This is a genomic window from Congregibacter variabilis (assembly GCF_045689235.1).
In the GTDB taxonomy this organism is placed as follows: Bacteria; Pseudomonadota; Gammaproteobacteria; order Pseudomonadales; family Halieaceae; genus Congregibacter; species Congregibacter variabilis.
The window spans coordinates 2,092,999-2,106,582 of the sequence record NZ_CP136864.1 but is presented as its reverse complement, the minus strand read 5'-3'; the positions used below and the strand labels follow the sequence as shown (position 1 = coordinate 2,106,582).

Sequence of the window (13,584 nt, the reverse complement as noted above, 5' to 3'; positions counted from 1 at the left end):
GTATGTTTATACATATCATAGGGTTTCCGTATAGCGACCAGTTGAGCGCAGCTCATGGCAATCATTCTGGGTATTGATCCCGGCTCTCAAAAGACCGGCTTCGGTATTATCAGCACACTCAATGGCAAAAACAGTTACATCACCAGTGGTGTGATTCGCTTGCCCAAGGGTGCTCTGCCGGAGCGGCTTCGGATTATCGCCGAGAGTGTGGCTGAGCTGGTGGAACTCCACGGCCCCACCGAGCTCTCGGTAGAGCAGGTTTTTATGGCCAAGAGCGCCGATGCAGCGCTCAAACTGGGTCAGGCTCGGGGCGCTGCGATTGTCCCCTGCGTGATTCGGGGCATGGACGTCAGTGAGTACTCCGCCAGACAGATAAAGCAATCTGTGGTCGGCACGGGCGCCGCCGATAAAGCCCAGGTCCAGCACATGGTCAAAGCCTTGCTTAATCTTCCGGGACAGCCACAGGAAGATGCAGCAGATGCTCTTGCGGCGGCCCTTTGTCATGCCCACACCCGAGATGGACTCGTGCGTGTTGCAGGTGCCACAGCGATCCGTCGCGGTCGTATGCGCTAACCAGTGAGGAATATTTAAGTGATCGGTCGAATTTCAGGGACATTGCTGCACAAACAGCCGCCGGAAATACTGGTTGACGTTGCCGGCGTGGGCTATGAGGTTCAGGTGCCTATGACGACGCTGTTTCAGCTCCCGGCCCTGGGCGACTCGGTGACGCTCTTAACGCATCATGCGGTTCGCGAGGACGCACAGACACTCTATGGCTTTGTGAGCGAACGTGATCGGGAGTTGTTTCGGCATTTGATCAAGGTCAGTGGTGTCGGCCCCAAGCTGGCGCTCACCATTCTTTCTGGTATGGACAGTGACAGCTTCGCCCGCGCCGTGCATGCGGACGACCTCACGGCATTGGTTGCTTTGCCCGGGGTTGGTAAAAAAACCGCCGAGCGCCTGCTTATTGAAATGCGTGACCGCCTGTCGGGGTGGCTCGATAAAATCACCGAGACCGGCAGTGGCATGACCTTAACATTGCCTACGTCGGATAAGCTCAGTGACGCCGAAGATGCTTTGGTGTCTTTGGGATACAAGCCCGCAGAGGCTGCGCGTCTGGTGGCCCGGGTGGACAGCGACGACATAACTGACAGTGAAGAACTTATCCGTCTTGCGCTCCGTTCTACGGTTCGCAATAGCTAGAATGCTGACATAATCGCAGCCAAAATAGTGACAAAACGCGCATGATTGAGACAGATCGGCTGATTGCTCCTGCCCCCACGACAGCGAACGAGGATGCTCTGGATCGCGCCGTGCGTCCCAAGACGCTGGAGGAATACATTGGTCAGCCCGTGGCTCGGGAGCAGATGGAGATTTTCCTTGCGGCGGCCAAGGGCCGCGAAGAGCCTTTGGACCATACGCTGATATTTGGTCCCCCGGGTCTGGGTAAGACGACGCTGGCGAGCATAATTGCCAATGAGATGGGCGTTTCCTTAAAGACCACCTCGGGTCCGGTGTTGGAGAAGGCGGGCGATATCGCGGCTCTGATGACCAATCTCGAGCCGGGTGATGTTCTGTTTATCGATGAAATTCACCGCCTTAGCCCCTTCGTTGAAGAGATTCTTTATCCAGCGATGGAGGACTATCAGCTGGACATCATGATCGGTGAGGGTCCTGCGGCACGCTCCATCAAGTTGGATTTGCCACCCTTCACTCTGGTCGGTGCTACCACCAGAGCAGGCCTGCTTACTTCACCGCTTCGAGATCGTTTTGGCATTGTTCAAAGGCTGGAGTTCTATGCGGTTGATGACCTGGCAGTGATTGTTGCGCGCTCGGCGCGAATTCTGGGTATACCCATGGATGAGGCCGGTGCGAAAGAAATCGCCCGGCGTTCCCGGGGCACGCCGCGCATCGCTAACCGCCTGTTGCGGCGGGTGCGTGATTACGCCGAGGTCAAAGGCGATGGCACGGTAGACCTTGATATCGCTGATCGCGCACTGGATCTGCTGAGTGTCGATGCCAAGGGCTTTGATCACCTGGACCGGCGGCTGCTGTTGGCCATGATCGAAAAGTTTGATGGTGGCCCCGTGGGTGTAGACAGTCTTGCTGCCGCCTTATCTGAGGAGCGAGGCACCATCGAAGATGTGTTGGAGCCATTCCTGATACAGCAAGGCTACATGATTCGCACTCCCCGGGGTCGCATGGTGACGCGCCTTGCCTACCAGCATTTTGGCGTGCCCATGCCCAGCGATGGCCGCCCGACAGGGCTATCTAACGAGGGCCAGGGCATCTTGCCCCTGGGTTCAGATGAGTGAGCTGAGGGAATTTTCCTTGCCCCTTCGGGTCTACATCGAAGACACGGATGCGGGTGGCATTGTCTACTACGTGAACTATCTCAAGTACATAGAGCGCGCTCGCACAGAATTCATGCGATCTTTAGGTATGGACCGGGCCGCAATTTTTAACGGCGACTTGATGTTCGTAGTGAGTGACCTGTCTGTGAATTATCACCGTCCAGCGCTTTTGGATGACCAGCTACAGGCCACTGCGGCGCTGACCGCGGTGGGTGGGGCGTCTTTAAAACTTAAGCAATGCGTCCGTCGCGGCGCTGATCTGCTCGTGGACGCGAGCGTCTCGCTTGCCTGTGTTAACCCGCAATCGCTGGCGCCGCGTCGCATCCCCAAAGCGATGCTTGATACACTGCGCGCCGCGCACAATCCCCCCAGAGAATGACTTGGACGAACTATCTTGGATGAACTAAGCATCGTTGACCTGGTATTGGATGCCGGGGTCACAGTAAAACTGGTTATGGCCCTGCTGATGGCAGCATCCGTCACCTCCTGGTACATGATTTTTCAGCGCTTCCTGTACTTTCGCAGCGCGGGTGCTGAGATGCTGGATTTCGAGGAGCATTTTTGGTCCGGCGTCGATCTGGCGCAGCTGTATCGCGAGGGTAATGAGCGGGCGGCCGATGGCGAGGTAATTATTGGCGTAGAGGGTGTGTTTCGCGCCGGCTTTAAGGAGTTCTCTCGACTGGCCCAGCAAGCCGATATGGATGCCGAAGCCATGCTGGAAGGCGCCCGTCGGGCCATGCGCGTAGCGATGATGCGCGAGGAAGAGCGTCTGGAGCAGCATCTGCCCTTTTTAGCGACGGTGGGTTCTACCAGCCCCTATGTCGGCCTGTTTGGCACCGTGTGGGGAATCATGAACTCCTTTCGGGGCCTGGCGAATACGTCACAGGCGACCCTCGCCACAGTGGCGCCGGGTATCTCCGAGGCGCTTGTGGCCACAGCCATGGGGCTGTTTGCCGCGATTCCTGCTGTGATGGCATACAACCGCTTCGCCTCCAAGGTCGATGTCTATGGCAAGCGCTACGATACTTTTGTCGATGAGTTTTCGAGCATTCTCGGTCGCCAGGCCTACGCTCTGAAGTCCCGGCAGCGAGAGGCTAAGCAGTAATGTCTCGCAGACGCGCCCGTTTTCGGCCCATGGCCGAGATCAACGTTGTTCCTTACATCGACGTGATGCTGGTGTTGTTGATCATATTCATGGTCACAGCGCCGATGCTCATGCAGGGCGTTAAGGTTGAATTGCCCCAGGCCAAGACAGAGCCGGTGGATAATCAGGATGCAGAGCCTCTGATCGTTTCTATTAACGCCCAGGGGCAGTTGTTTTTGAACGTGGGTGGCCAGGAGGATCAGGTTTTATCTCTGGCGACAGTGCAACAACGCGTTGGCGCGGTTATTCGTCGCAGCCCCACCAAGCCTGTGCTGGTGTGGGGTGATAAAGCCGTCGCTTATGGTGAGGTGGTAGGGCTCATGGCAGCGTTACAAGAAGCAGGTGCCCCGGGAGTGGGGCTGGTGACCGAGGACCCTCGGTGATTCGAGACTGGTACAGCCTCGGGCAACTGACCTTATTGCCCATAGCCGGCACACTGGCATTGCACTTGCTGTTGCTCGCGGCGATTTTGCTACGTTTTCAGGCTGATAGTGATCCACGTACCATCGAGGCACGAGTACTGCCGCCGACCGCGATTAATGCCACCTTAATAGATGCGGCGTCTCTGAAGCCCAAAAAGCAGGTGCGCAAACAGGCACCCAAGCCCGCGGCCAAGGCGGCCCCAAAGCCCGCCAGAAAGACACCAGCCAACACCACCGCAGCCGCAAGCGCTAAAGCGCCACCCAAAGCGACGAGCTCGCCCAGTAAGGCGCCTGCGGTCAAGCCCAAAGTCGAGCCTAAAATCGAAGAGCGAATAAGCGCCGAGGAACTTGCGGCGATCAGTCGGCGGGAACTTGCTGCTGCCATGGCAGCCGAAGACACTACGCAGGTGGCCGTGACCGCGGAGGAGATGTCTACGAGCTACGCGGCGCTCATACGCGACACCGTGGTGAACTATTGGAGCCGTCCTCCCAGTGCCCGCAACGGCATGGAGGCTCTTTTGGCGATACAGCTGGTACCTACCGGCGAGATTGTTTCTGTTAGTGTTATCCGTTCCAGCGGTAGCGTCGCCTTTGATCGATCTGCCATGAATGCTGTCGAAAAAGCCGGGAGTTTTCCCGAGCTTAAAAACTTACCAGGCCGCGAATTTGAGAAAACCTTTCGCCGCTTCCAGTTACTGTTTAGACCTGAGGATCTGCGTTACTGATGTTCCGATTAATTGTTCTATCTCTGCTGCTCCTTGCGCCGCTGGCTAAAGCCCAGCTTGTTATTGAAATCACCCAGGGAGTTGATGATCCGACGCCAGTGGCGGTTGTGCCTTTTGCCTGGGACGGTGGGGGCAATGCCCCGGTTGATATGGCACAGGTGGTCCAGGAGGACTTTGAGCGCAGCGGACAATTCTCTCCGGTCAATCGCGCCGATATGCTGGGCTTTCCCAGTCGCGAAGAAGAAGTGTTCTATCGTGACTGGCGGGCGATCGCCAGCGAATACGTGTTGATTGGGCGGGCTTCCGCCGAGGGCGATCAACTGTCTTTGCGCTACGAGCTTTACGATGTGCTGCGCCAGACCCGCATTTCCGAGGGGGTCCTAGCAGGTCCCGCCTCAGAGGCGCGAATGCTTGCACACCGTGTGTCAGATGCCGTGTACGAAAAGCTCACCGGTATTCCCGGCGCTTTTGCCACGCGTTTGATCTACGTGTCGGTGACGCGTAATCCTACGGGCAAAGACTACTACCGATTGACCCTTGCGGACTCCGATGGTGCGCGGCCCATTGTGTTGCTGGAGTCGCGAGAGCCCATCATGTCTCCCAGCTGGGCGCCGGATGGCAAGCAGGTGGCTTATGTGTCCTTTGAGACCGGTCGGCCGGCCATTTTTCGGCAGGTTCTGGCCACGGGTGAGCGGGAGCAATTGACCAACTTCCGCGGGCTTAACAGTTCTCCCGCCTGGTCACCGGATGGCAATTCCATGGCGATGGTGCTGTCCAAAGACGGTAGTCCGGATATTTATCTTATGGATATGGCGAGTCGACGACTTACTCGGGTGACCCGACACTATGCCATCGACACTGAGCCGAGCTGGATGCCCGATGGGCGGTCTTTTTTGTTTACCTCTGATCGCGGCGGCCGTCCACAGATTTATCGCTACGATTTGCGCAGCGGTTTGACCGAACGCGTGACCTTTGAGGGCAACTACAACGCCCGGGCCCGAGTCGCTCAGGACGGTCGCAATGTTGTGCTGGTCCACCAGCGGGAAGGGGAGTTTCAAATCGCTATTCATGACCTGGTGAGCAATCGTCTTCAGGTCCTTACGAATACAGATTTGGATGAAAGTCCAAGTATCGCACCCAATGGTTCCATGGTATTGTACGCAACCAAGTTTGGTGATCGTGGCATTCTGTCAGCGGTGTCGGTCGACGGCGGCGTCAAGTTCAGGTTGCCGGCCCGTAGCGGTGATGTTCGCGAGCCAGCCTGGTCACCTTACATGCAGTTCTAATGGCAGTTGTTTTAACGACAATTGTTTTAAAAACCACGTTCTAATATACGATTTTTTGAAGGAAGCACGTCATGAAGCAAATCCCTGTTGCCGGCAAGGCGCTAACACTGCTGTTCGCTGCGATTTTCCTCGTGGCTTGTTCTGGCACCTCAACCAAAGAAGATGAAGCTGCCGCTGCTGCTGCCGCGGCCGCTGCTGCTGCTGAAACCGCTGCTGCAGAAGCGGCTCGCGAAGCTGAGCGTCAGGCACAGTCTGCCGCTGCAGAAGCTCAGCGTCAGATGGAGCAAGCTGCTATGGCAGCCGGCACCGTGTTTTACTTCGAGTTTGATAGCTCCACTTTGACTCCAGCAGCTCAGGCTGCGGTAGATGCGCACATTGCGCTGCTCAAGACCAACGATCGCAGCGTGCGCCTTGATGGCCACACAGATGAGCGCGGTACTCGTGACTACAACATGGCTCTCGGTGAGCGTCGTGCCAATGCAGTTCGCGACTACATGGTTGTCAATGGTGTAGCGAGCTATCGCATCGAGACAGTCAGCTACGGTGAAGAGCAGCCTGTTGCCTACGGCAGCGGAGAGAGCAGCTGGTCTCAGAATCGCCGCGTCGAGCTTAAATAAGACCGGTTTATATGACTACAGCAATACCGTACCGGCGTATCGGGCTGACCTTATTGGTCGGCCCGATCTCGTTTTTGACCTTGGCGATCTGCGCAAATGCGCAGACCTACATCGATGTAGAAGCCGAGCGTCGAACACCCCAAACGCAGTCTCAGACACAGGTCGGAGCAACGGTTACCGCTCCGGCGGTGAGTTATGGCGTGGGAGCAGCGCCGTCGGCAGTGACTACCCGTTCGCTACCGCCGCCCACTGCCGCTGCAGGCGATAATATCGGCGGTCTGTTCAATCAAGTGCAGCAACTGCAACAGGAAGTGATGCGTCTTAACGGGCTTGTGGAGCAGCAGGCTTACGAGATCCGTACGCTCAAGGAGCAAAGTCTCGAGCGCTACATGGATATCGATCGACGTCTGGCGTCGGGCCCAGCTACATCGGCGAGTGCAGCAGGTACGGCAGCAGCGACGGGCAATACCTCTACGGTATCCGTAGACACCACAGGGTCGGCAATGGAAGTGGCCGAGCAGCCCGGTGAAGGTGAAGCCTATCGGGCAGCGTATGCTCTGGTGCGCGGGCAGGAATTTGATCAGGCGGTGAGCGCTTTCAGCACATTTCTTGAGCGATTTCCCGCAGGGCGTTACGCACCCAATGCACATTACTGGCTTGGCGAGCTCTACCTGGTAACGGATCCGGCAGATCCTGAGGCATCCAGGCAGGCCTTTATGCTGCTGCTGAATCAGTACCCCAGCAATGCCAAGATCCCTGACGCACTGTATAAGCTGGGTCGCGTGCACTTTATGAAGGGCAATCTGGACCGCTCTCGAGAGTTCTTGAATCGGGTCATTCGCGAATATCCCGATAGCTCGGCGGCGCGACTTGCGGGCGATTTCCTCGACCAGAATCTCTGAGGCCAGGCATGGGTGCTATCGCAACGGCAGATAGCGCGGTGGCTGACCAGACACTGCGAATCACTGAGATCTTCTATTCTTTGCAGGGCGAGGCTCGTACCGTCGGCCTGCCTACGGTCTTTGTGCGCTTAACAGGCTGCCCTTTACGCTGTCTGTATTGCGACACCGAGTATGCGTTTCACGGCGGCGACATGATGACCCTCGGTGACATCACGACCCAGGTGGCACAGCACAGGCCCGCTTATGTCACTGTTACCGGCGGTGAGCCTCTCGCTCAGCCCAACTGCTTACCCTTACTGACTTTACTTTGCGATCAAGGCTACGAGGTGTCTTTGGAGACCAGCGGCGCGATGCCAGTGGCAGATGTAGACCCTCGAGTGGTCAAAGTGCTGGATCTAAAGACCCCCGCTTCGGGTGAGGCCGGCCGAAACGATTATGGCAACATCGAATACCTCACAGGCAACGACCAGCTGAAGTTCGTGATTTGTGATCGCAATGACTATGAGTGGGCGCGTTTTAAGCTGGATGAACTGGCGCTGGTGCCCCGCGTGTCAGATGTTTTGTTTTCGCCAAGCCATGAACAGCTTGCTCCACGACAGTTAGCTGAGTGGATTTTGGCTGATCGTCTTCCCGTGCGGTTACAGTTGCAGCTGCATAAGCTTCTCTGGGACGATGCTCCCGGGCATTGATGTCAGAATCTTCGTTTATGAATTCTTCAAAGAAAGCCGTCATTCTTGTTTCTGGCGGTTTGGACTCCACTACCGTACTGGCGCTCGCAAGAGAGCAGGGCTACAGCTGCTATTCCCTGAGCTTTGATTACGGCCAGCGCCACCGCGCTGAACTGTTCGCTGCGGAGCGAGTGTCAAAAACGCTCGGCGATGTTGAGCACAAAGTCGTGCGTTTGAACCTGGACAGCATTGGCGGCTCGGCGCTCACCGATGCGAGCATCGATGTACCAGAGGAAGCCAGCGAAGGGATTCCGGTCACTTATGTGCCGGCCAGAAATACGGTTTTTTTGTCTATTGCTCTTGGTTGGGCCGAAGTGCTGGGCGCTCAGGACATTTTTATCGGCGTGAATGCCGTGGACTACTCCGGGTATCCCGATTGTCGCCCTGCGTTTATTGACGCGTTCCAGCAGTTGGCCAATGTGGCAACGCGCGTGGGTGTAGAAGGCGGTAGTTACCAGATTCACACCCCCTTGATGGATCTCGGTAAGGATGACATCGTCAAGCTTGGGGCGCGGCTGGGCGTTGATTACTCGCAGACCGTGTCCTGTTATCAGGCCACCGATGATGGTCTTGCCTGCGGTCGGTGTGACGCCTGTCGACTGCGCCGCGAAGGGTTCGAAAGTGCAGGCCTTGAGGATGTCACCCGTTATGCGACCAACCGTTAAGCTTCATCGTCGGCAGTTTCTAAAATCCCTTGGTGCTGGTGCGGCCATAGCCGGATTACCGCTGGCATCGCTGGCCGACAATGCGCTTGAGGGTGTCAGCCCCAAGACACTGGATCGAGTAAAGCAGTTACTTGGCGACAACCTCACGGTGGACTTTCATACCCACCTGGGGCTTTGGCAGAACCGTGGTCTGGAAGATATTGATCCCGCCTTCGGTGTTCTAAGCGATGAAAAACTCGCCTCCAATATTCAGGATTACCTTACTGCTGGCGTAAACGGTATTTACCTGGATGTGATCGGCGATCTGGCTCGTACCCGGGTTGGGGCGCCGGGTAACAAGGATCGTGACTTTGTGGGCGACGAAGCCTGGGAAGATCATCTCCGGCAATACGAGCTCATTGAGCAGTTTCTCGGTCAATTACCTATCGCCGTTGCTCACTCTGGCGACGAAATAGCCAAGGCCAACGATGCGGGCAAGCTCGCGGTGATTCTCTCTGCCGAGGGAGGTCACATGCTGGAGAACGATGCGTCTCGCATAGATATTTTATACAGGCAGGGTTTGCGGCGCCTGCAGCCTATTCACTATGTGGCTTCGACGCTTGGTGACAGTCAGACCGACCCGGTGATTCACGGCGGCTTGTCGGAGCTGGGTCGCCAGGTGTTGGCTCGAGCATCGCAGCTAGGCATGTTGCTGGATATGGCCCACGCAACACAGGCTGCTGTGGAGCAGACCATAGACCTGGTAGATCGTCCGATTGCGCTGTCGCACACCATGGTGGCCTATGATTCGTCCAATTACGGTGATTATCGCAACACTCGATCACGCTGGATTACACCCGAGCACGCGCGACTCATCGCTAAAACGGGTGGAGTGATTGGCACCTTTCCGGTGCGCGCTCCCTGGGGCGTGGACAGTCTTGATGCTTTTGTAGAGGCACTGTGGGTTATGGTCGATGCCGTGGGTTTTGAGCATATTGCCTGGTCTACGGACCTTGTGGAGGCGGGCAGACCCGAGTTTTTACAAAATTATGCGCAGTTTCCGATTTTGTGTGCAAAGCTTATGGAGAGTGGCTTTAGCGAGGACGATCTGCTGAAGTTCACCGGGGGCAATGCGCTGCGGGTGCAGCGTGAGGCGACGGCGTAGGCTAACGCTGGTAAGAGTGTGAGTTGGAGCAATGGGAGCAAACCTTATGGGATCCAGGATCAAAGCATTAGTGCTGGCAGGGAGCATGATGACGTCTGTGCAGGCTGCAGAAGTGAGTTTTCTCAACAGCGGCGGACCCCTTGCAGCGGATCTGCCGTTCTCTGAGGCGGTTCGCGTGGGCGATACGGTGTACTTATCCGGCCAACTCGGCGCTCTGCCAGGCGAGATGAAGACCGTGTCCGGCGGCATCGTGCCAGAGAGCATTCAAACCCTCACGAATATCCGAAATACCCTTGAGGGACAGGGACTTACGATGAGTGACGTGGTCAAGTGCACCGTGATGCTTGCCGACATCAGTGAGTGGGGAGCTTTCAACAGAGTGTATACACAGTTCTTCAGCAAGCCTTACCCGGCCAGGAGTGCATTTGCTGCCAGTGGCCTCGCTTTGGGTGCGCGCGTTGAGGTCGAGTGCATTGCCGCGGTAAAGTCTTGAAAGGTGCTTGAGTTTTGCTGCTAAATCCGTATTATGCGCCATCCTTCTGGGGCCGTTAGCTCAGTTGGTAGAGCAGTTGGCTTTTAACCAATTGGTCGCTGGTTCGAACCCAGCACGGCCCACCATTTTCCCTCCGATAAACAGAGCTCTACGGCACTCTTGGCTGTAGTTGCTTGCCGTCTTGCCGGCGCTTTTCTCGCAGATCCAAAGTAATCCCGGATGACCGTCAGCGCAGGTGCCTGCGAGACACCACGTTCGGCAGCGCAGAAAGAGTCAAGAAGTACCACGATGTGATACATTCTTCAGAGCAGACAACTTATTGAGGAATGCATTGTGGCGACGAGTCAGCCTAGGGCCGCTAGAAAAGGTATCCAGGTTATTGCGCGGGCCGCATCGGTTCTCCGTGCGCTTGAGAATGAGCAGGATGGCTTGAGTCTCGGCCAGATAGCCAAGGTAACCGATCTGTCTCGATCGACTGTTCAGAGAATCGTCGATGCGCTGGTGGAGGAGCACCTGCTCATCGGCGCCTCACCGACGTCTCGCGTAAAACTGGGGCCAGCGATCCTACGTATGGCAAGCAATTCCAGTTTCAATTTCGTCGAATTTATTCGGCCCTATATTGTGGAACTCAGCAAAAACACGGGCGAGACCGTGGATGTCTCAGAAATGCAAAAGAAACGTACCGTCTTCGTCGATCAGGTAACGGGCAGGGCAAGGCTGAATATTGTCTCGCCGATCGGTGAAGCTTTTCCGCTCCATTGTCTAGCCAGCGGTAAAGCCATGCTCGCTCGTTGCAGTGACGAAGAGGCGCTCAAGATCATCGGCAGCAAAAATCTCGAGCGTCACACGGACGCAACTATCATTAAGCCTCAGGCACTGCTTAAGGAACTCGCAAAAGTTCGCAAGACCGGCGTTGCTTTTGATCATGAGGAACATCTAGAGGGGGTTAGCGCTGTGGGCGTAGCCGTTCAGGAGCCGGGCGGCACCCTCTATGCGATTTCAATCCCCGTGCCCACGGTGCGATTCCGGCGCAGCAAGCGTCAGTTGCAGGATGCGCTGCTGCAATGCCGTGATGAAATTATTCAAGAAATAGAGAATTAGACGGCTGATCAAGCGGCGATGTCCTCCTTGTAGTGTTTCACACTGCGATGCACGCATATTGACATACGGTTTATAGGTTTGGATACTCGGTCACTACGCATCCATTGCCGGGGTAAGCCAATAAATGAAGATCGGCGGTAAGTCGGCGGAGTTAGCTCGTTTGGTCGAGCAGTCCGAATCATTGGGTATGCCCCAGGGGTCGGGCGCGTGAATACTGTCCTCGTCCTGGTCCTCGTATACAACGTCATTGTTATAGGGGGTATAGGGCTGTACCTAGCGCGACGCGAAAAACTCGCAGGGCGCATCCCGGATCTTGCCACCGGTGGTCGAGACGCTGGGCTTGCGATGTTTTCTGTCACGCTCGCAATTACCTATCTTGGCTCTGCTCACGTTTACGGTTTGATGGAAATGTCCTTCGAGCTGGGCGCAATCGCGCTTTGGTTCTGTTTTGCTCATACCATTCTCATGTGTGTTATCTGTCTAGGCACAGGGCCTTGGGTGCGTCGTCTTGGCTGCGCGACGATTCCAGAGTTGGTGGGGCGAATGTACGGTCCACAGATGCGCACCTATGTAGCATGCATTGGTGCGATGGTCGTATTCGGCTTGGTGACCCTTGAGACCCAAACACTCGGCATCGGAATTGCTGCAATTAGTGGTTGGTCCCTGGGCTGGTCGGCTGTTCTTGGCGCTTTGCTGGGTACCGCATACGTGACCGTTGGCGGTATCAAGCAAACCATGTGGGTCAATCTAATTAATGCGATAGTGATGTACGGATCAATCATCATTGCGGGGATATATCTCAGCACCGTCCTTCCGGAAGGTTGGGAGGGTGTTCGCCAGCACTACATCGACAGCGGTCAGGAATTCAAGCTCAGTATGTTTGGTACGCCTGATCTCATGGTGGGCTTCTCCCTGGCCGCAGTTTTTTCCGTCGTATTTTCCCAGTCGGTGAACCAGCAGGGCATGGCAGCGGCCATGTCGGCACGCGACGAGAAGGTTATCCGGCGGTCCTTGTGGATAGCCGCCCCGATCAATGGGCTCTTTGGGGTTTTTCCTGTGCTTTGTGGTTTGGCGGCGGCAACTATCCCTGAGTTTGCGCAGCTTGGCCCCAAGCTGGCAGCGGCAACGATGGTAGTCGAGCTGTTGCCGACCTGGCTGGTGGTGCTTCTGCAGGCGGGGTTCGTCGGCGCACTGCTTTCAACCTTCGCCATGTCGGCGTTGGCACCCGCCACCATATTTTCCAAAGATATTGTGGGTGCGACCGTCCAGGGCGGTCTTTCGCCGAGCCGAGAGCGACAACTCATTCGTCGTGTCATCCTCATCGTTGGAGGGCTGGCGGCCGCGCTCACTTTCTTTAATCAGCCCAGTGTTATCCGCGGTATCACTTGGCTTTTCGCGTGGTTGGCTCCGCTGTTTTTTATTATCGTCGCAGGACTGTTCTGGAAGCGAAGCACCGTTGCGGCGTTTGCGGTAGTGATTTCCGCGTGGGTGGCAAATTGTGTCTGGTCAATCAGTCCGGCCAAGCAGGCAGTGGTCGCTTCGTTTCCCGGGCTTGGAGCCCTTGAGAACGCACATATCAGCGCGGCGGTGGCCTGTGTATTAACGCTACTTTTGTTCGGTATGTCCCGGCGGAGTGAGCCCGCGCTGTTTGCCAGCCTGCACAGTGATGACGTTGACGGGAGCGTAGCCTGATGAACCTTGCTATGGAGTTGTTTCTCTCGGCCGCGGCTATGGTTTTTGCGATTGTTATCATCGCCGAGCTGGTGTGGAAGGCCCAAAAGATTTTGGGGAGGCGCAAGTGATAGACCAGACCGATATTTGGATGCTCGGTGTTGGAGCATTTGGAATTGTTTTTTATCTGTTTTCGCTGTACTACGGGCGCCGGGCAACTACCTCAGCCACGTCTGGGGAGCCTTCAGAAAGCGAAGAAAAGTAATACCTCCCTACACTCGTCTCTCACGACGATGTTTCGACTCATTTCATATTAGCCTGCGCCGGTCACC

The 13,584-nt window shown here is 56.2% G+C and carries 17 protein-coding genes and 1 tRNA gene; all 18 read left to right on the top strand.

Going from position 1 to position 13,584, the window contains the following annotated elements:
* Positions 1 to 54: 54 nt before the first annotated feature.
* A complete protein-coding gene (gene ruvC / locus R0135_RS09260; protein ID WP_407346535.1) occupies positions 55 to 573 on the top strand; it encodes a crossover junction endodeoxyribonuclease RuvC in 519 nt (172 codons plus the stop codon).
* An 18-nt stretch (positions 574 to 591) separates the two neighbouring features.
* A complete protein-coding gene (gene ruvA, locus R0135_RS09255; protein ID WP_407346534.1) occupies positions 592 to 1,203 on the top strand; it encodes a Holliday junction branch migration protein RuvA in 612 nt (203 codons plus the stop codon).
* 41 nt (positions 1,204 to 1,244) lie between these two features.
* Positions 1,245 to 2,315, top strand: coding sequence for a Holliday junction branch migration DNA helicase RuvB (gene ruvB, locus R0135_RS09250; RefSeq protein ID WP_407346533.1), 1,071 nt, complete (start codon positions 1,245 to 1,247; stop codon positions 2,313 to 2,315).
* On the top strand, positions 2,308 to 2,733 hold the full coding sequence (ybgC, locus tag R0135_RS09245; RefSeq protein ID WP_407346532.1) for a tol-pal system-associated acyl-CoA thioesterase: 426 nt from the start codon (positions 2,308 to 2,310) through the stop codon (positions 2,731 to 2,733). The genes ruvB and ybgC overlap by 8 nt, the downstream gene beginning before the upstream one ends.
* A 12-nt stretch (positions 2,734 to 2,745) precedes the next feature.
* Positions 2,746 to 3,459, top strand: a complete 714-nt coding sequence (gene tolQ / locus R0135_RS09240; protein ID WP_407349898.1) for a protein TolQ — start codon at positions 2,746 to 2,748, stop codon at positions 3,457 to 3,459.
* Positions 3,459 to 3,881: a protein TolR gene (tolR, locus tag R0135_RS09235; protein WP_407346531.1), complete on the top strand. Its 423-nt coding sequence runs from the start codon at positions 3,459 to 3,461 to the stop codon at positions 3,879 to 3,881. Before tolQ ends, tolR begins: the two co-directional genes overlap by 1 nt.
* The gene (gene tolA / locus R0135_RS09230; protein WP_407346530.1) at positions 3,878 to 4,645 is read left to right on the top strand and encodes a cell envelope integrity protein TolA; all 768 of its coding nucleotides are present in this window, start codon (positions 3,878 to 3,880) and stop codon (positions 4,643 to 4,645) included. The genes tolR and tolA overlap by 4 nt, the downstream gene beginning before the upstream one ends.
* Complete coding sequence (gene tolB / locus R0135_RS09225) at positions 4,645 to 5,931, top strand: Tol-Pal system beta propeller repeat protein TolB (RefSeq protein ID WP_407346529.1); 1,287 nt, start codon at positions 4,645 to 4,647, stop codon at positions 5,929 to 5,931. The genes tolA and tolB overlap by 1 nt, the downstream gene beginning before the upstream one ends.
* A 71-nt stretch (positions 5,932 to 6,002) precedes the next feature.
* Positions 6,003 to 6,548, top strand: coding sequence for a peptidoglycan-associated lipoprotein Pal (gene pal / locus R0135_RS09220; protein ID WP_407346528.1), 546 nt, complete (start codon positions 6,003 to 6,005; stop codon positions 6,546 to 6,548).
* 11 nt (positions 6,549 to 6,559) lie between these two features.
* Complete coding sequence (gene ybgF / locus R0135_RS09215; protein WP_407346527.1) at positions 6,560 to 7,450, top strand: tol-pal system protein YbgF; 891 nt, start codon at positions 6,560 to 6,562, stop codon at positions 7,448 to 7,450.
* 8 nt (positions 7,451 to 7,458) lie between these two features.
* Complete coding sequence (queE, locus tag R0135_RS09210) at positions 7,459 to 8,139, top strand: 7-carboxy-7-deazaguanine synthase QueE (protein ID WP_407346526.1); 681 nt, start codon at positions 7,459 to 7,461, stop codon at positions 8,137 to 8,139.
* Between the two features lie 17 nt (positions 8,140 to 8,156).
* The gene (queC, locus tag R0135_RS09205) at positions 8,157 to 8,843 is read left to right on the top strand and encodes a 7-cyano-7-deazaguanine synthase QueC (RefSeq protein ID WP_407346525.1); all 687 of its coding nucleotides are present in this window, start codon (positions 8,157 to 8,159) and stop codon (positions 8,841 to 8,843) included.
* Positions 8,827 to 9,987 carry a membrane dipeptidase gene (locus R0135_RS09200; protein ID WP_407346523.1) on the top strand — a complete coding sequence of 387 codons (1,161 nt, stop codon included), beginning with the start codon at positions 8,827 to 8,829 and terminating at the stop codon, positions 9,985 to 9,987. The genes queC and R0135_RS09200 overlap by 17 nt, the downstream gene beginning before the upstream one ends.
* 46 nt (positions 9,988 to 10,033) lie before the next feature.
* On the top strand, positions 10,034 to 10,480 hold the full coding sequence (locus R0135_RS09195; protein WP_407346522.1) for a RidA family protein: 447 nt from the start codon (positions 10,034 to 10,036) through the stop codon (positions 10,478 to 10,480).
* Positions 10,481 to 10,529: 49 nt separating this feature from the next.
* Positions 10,530 to 10,605: transfer RNA gene (locus R0135_RS09190), tRNA-Lys, on the top strand.
* 208 nt (positions 10,606 to 10,813) lie between these two features.
* Complete coding sequence (locus R0135_RS09185) at positions 10,814 to 11,581, top strand: IclR family transcriptional regulator (protein WP_407346521.1); 768 nt, start codon at positions 10,814 to 10,816, stop codon at positions 11,579 to 11,581.
* Positions 11,582 to 11,788: 207 nt separating this feature from the next.
* Positions 11,789 to 13,273, top strand: coding sequence for a sodium:solute symporter (locus R0135_RS09180; RefSeq protein WP_407346520.1), 1,485 nt, complete (start codon positions 11,789 to 11,791; stop codon positions 13,271 to 13,273).
* A gap of 106 nt (positions 13,274 to 13,379) precedes the next feature.
* Positions 13,380 to 13,517 carry a hypothetical protein gene (locus R0135_RS09175; protein ID WP_407346519.1) on the top strand — a complete coding sequence of 46 codons (138 nt, stop codon included), beginning with the start codon at positions 13,380 to 13,382 and terminating at the stop codon, positions 13,515 to 13,517.
* The last annotated feature ends 67 nt before the right edge of the window (positions 13,518 to 13,584 follow it).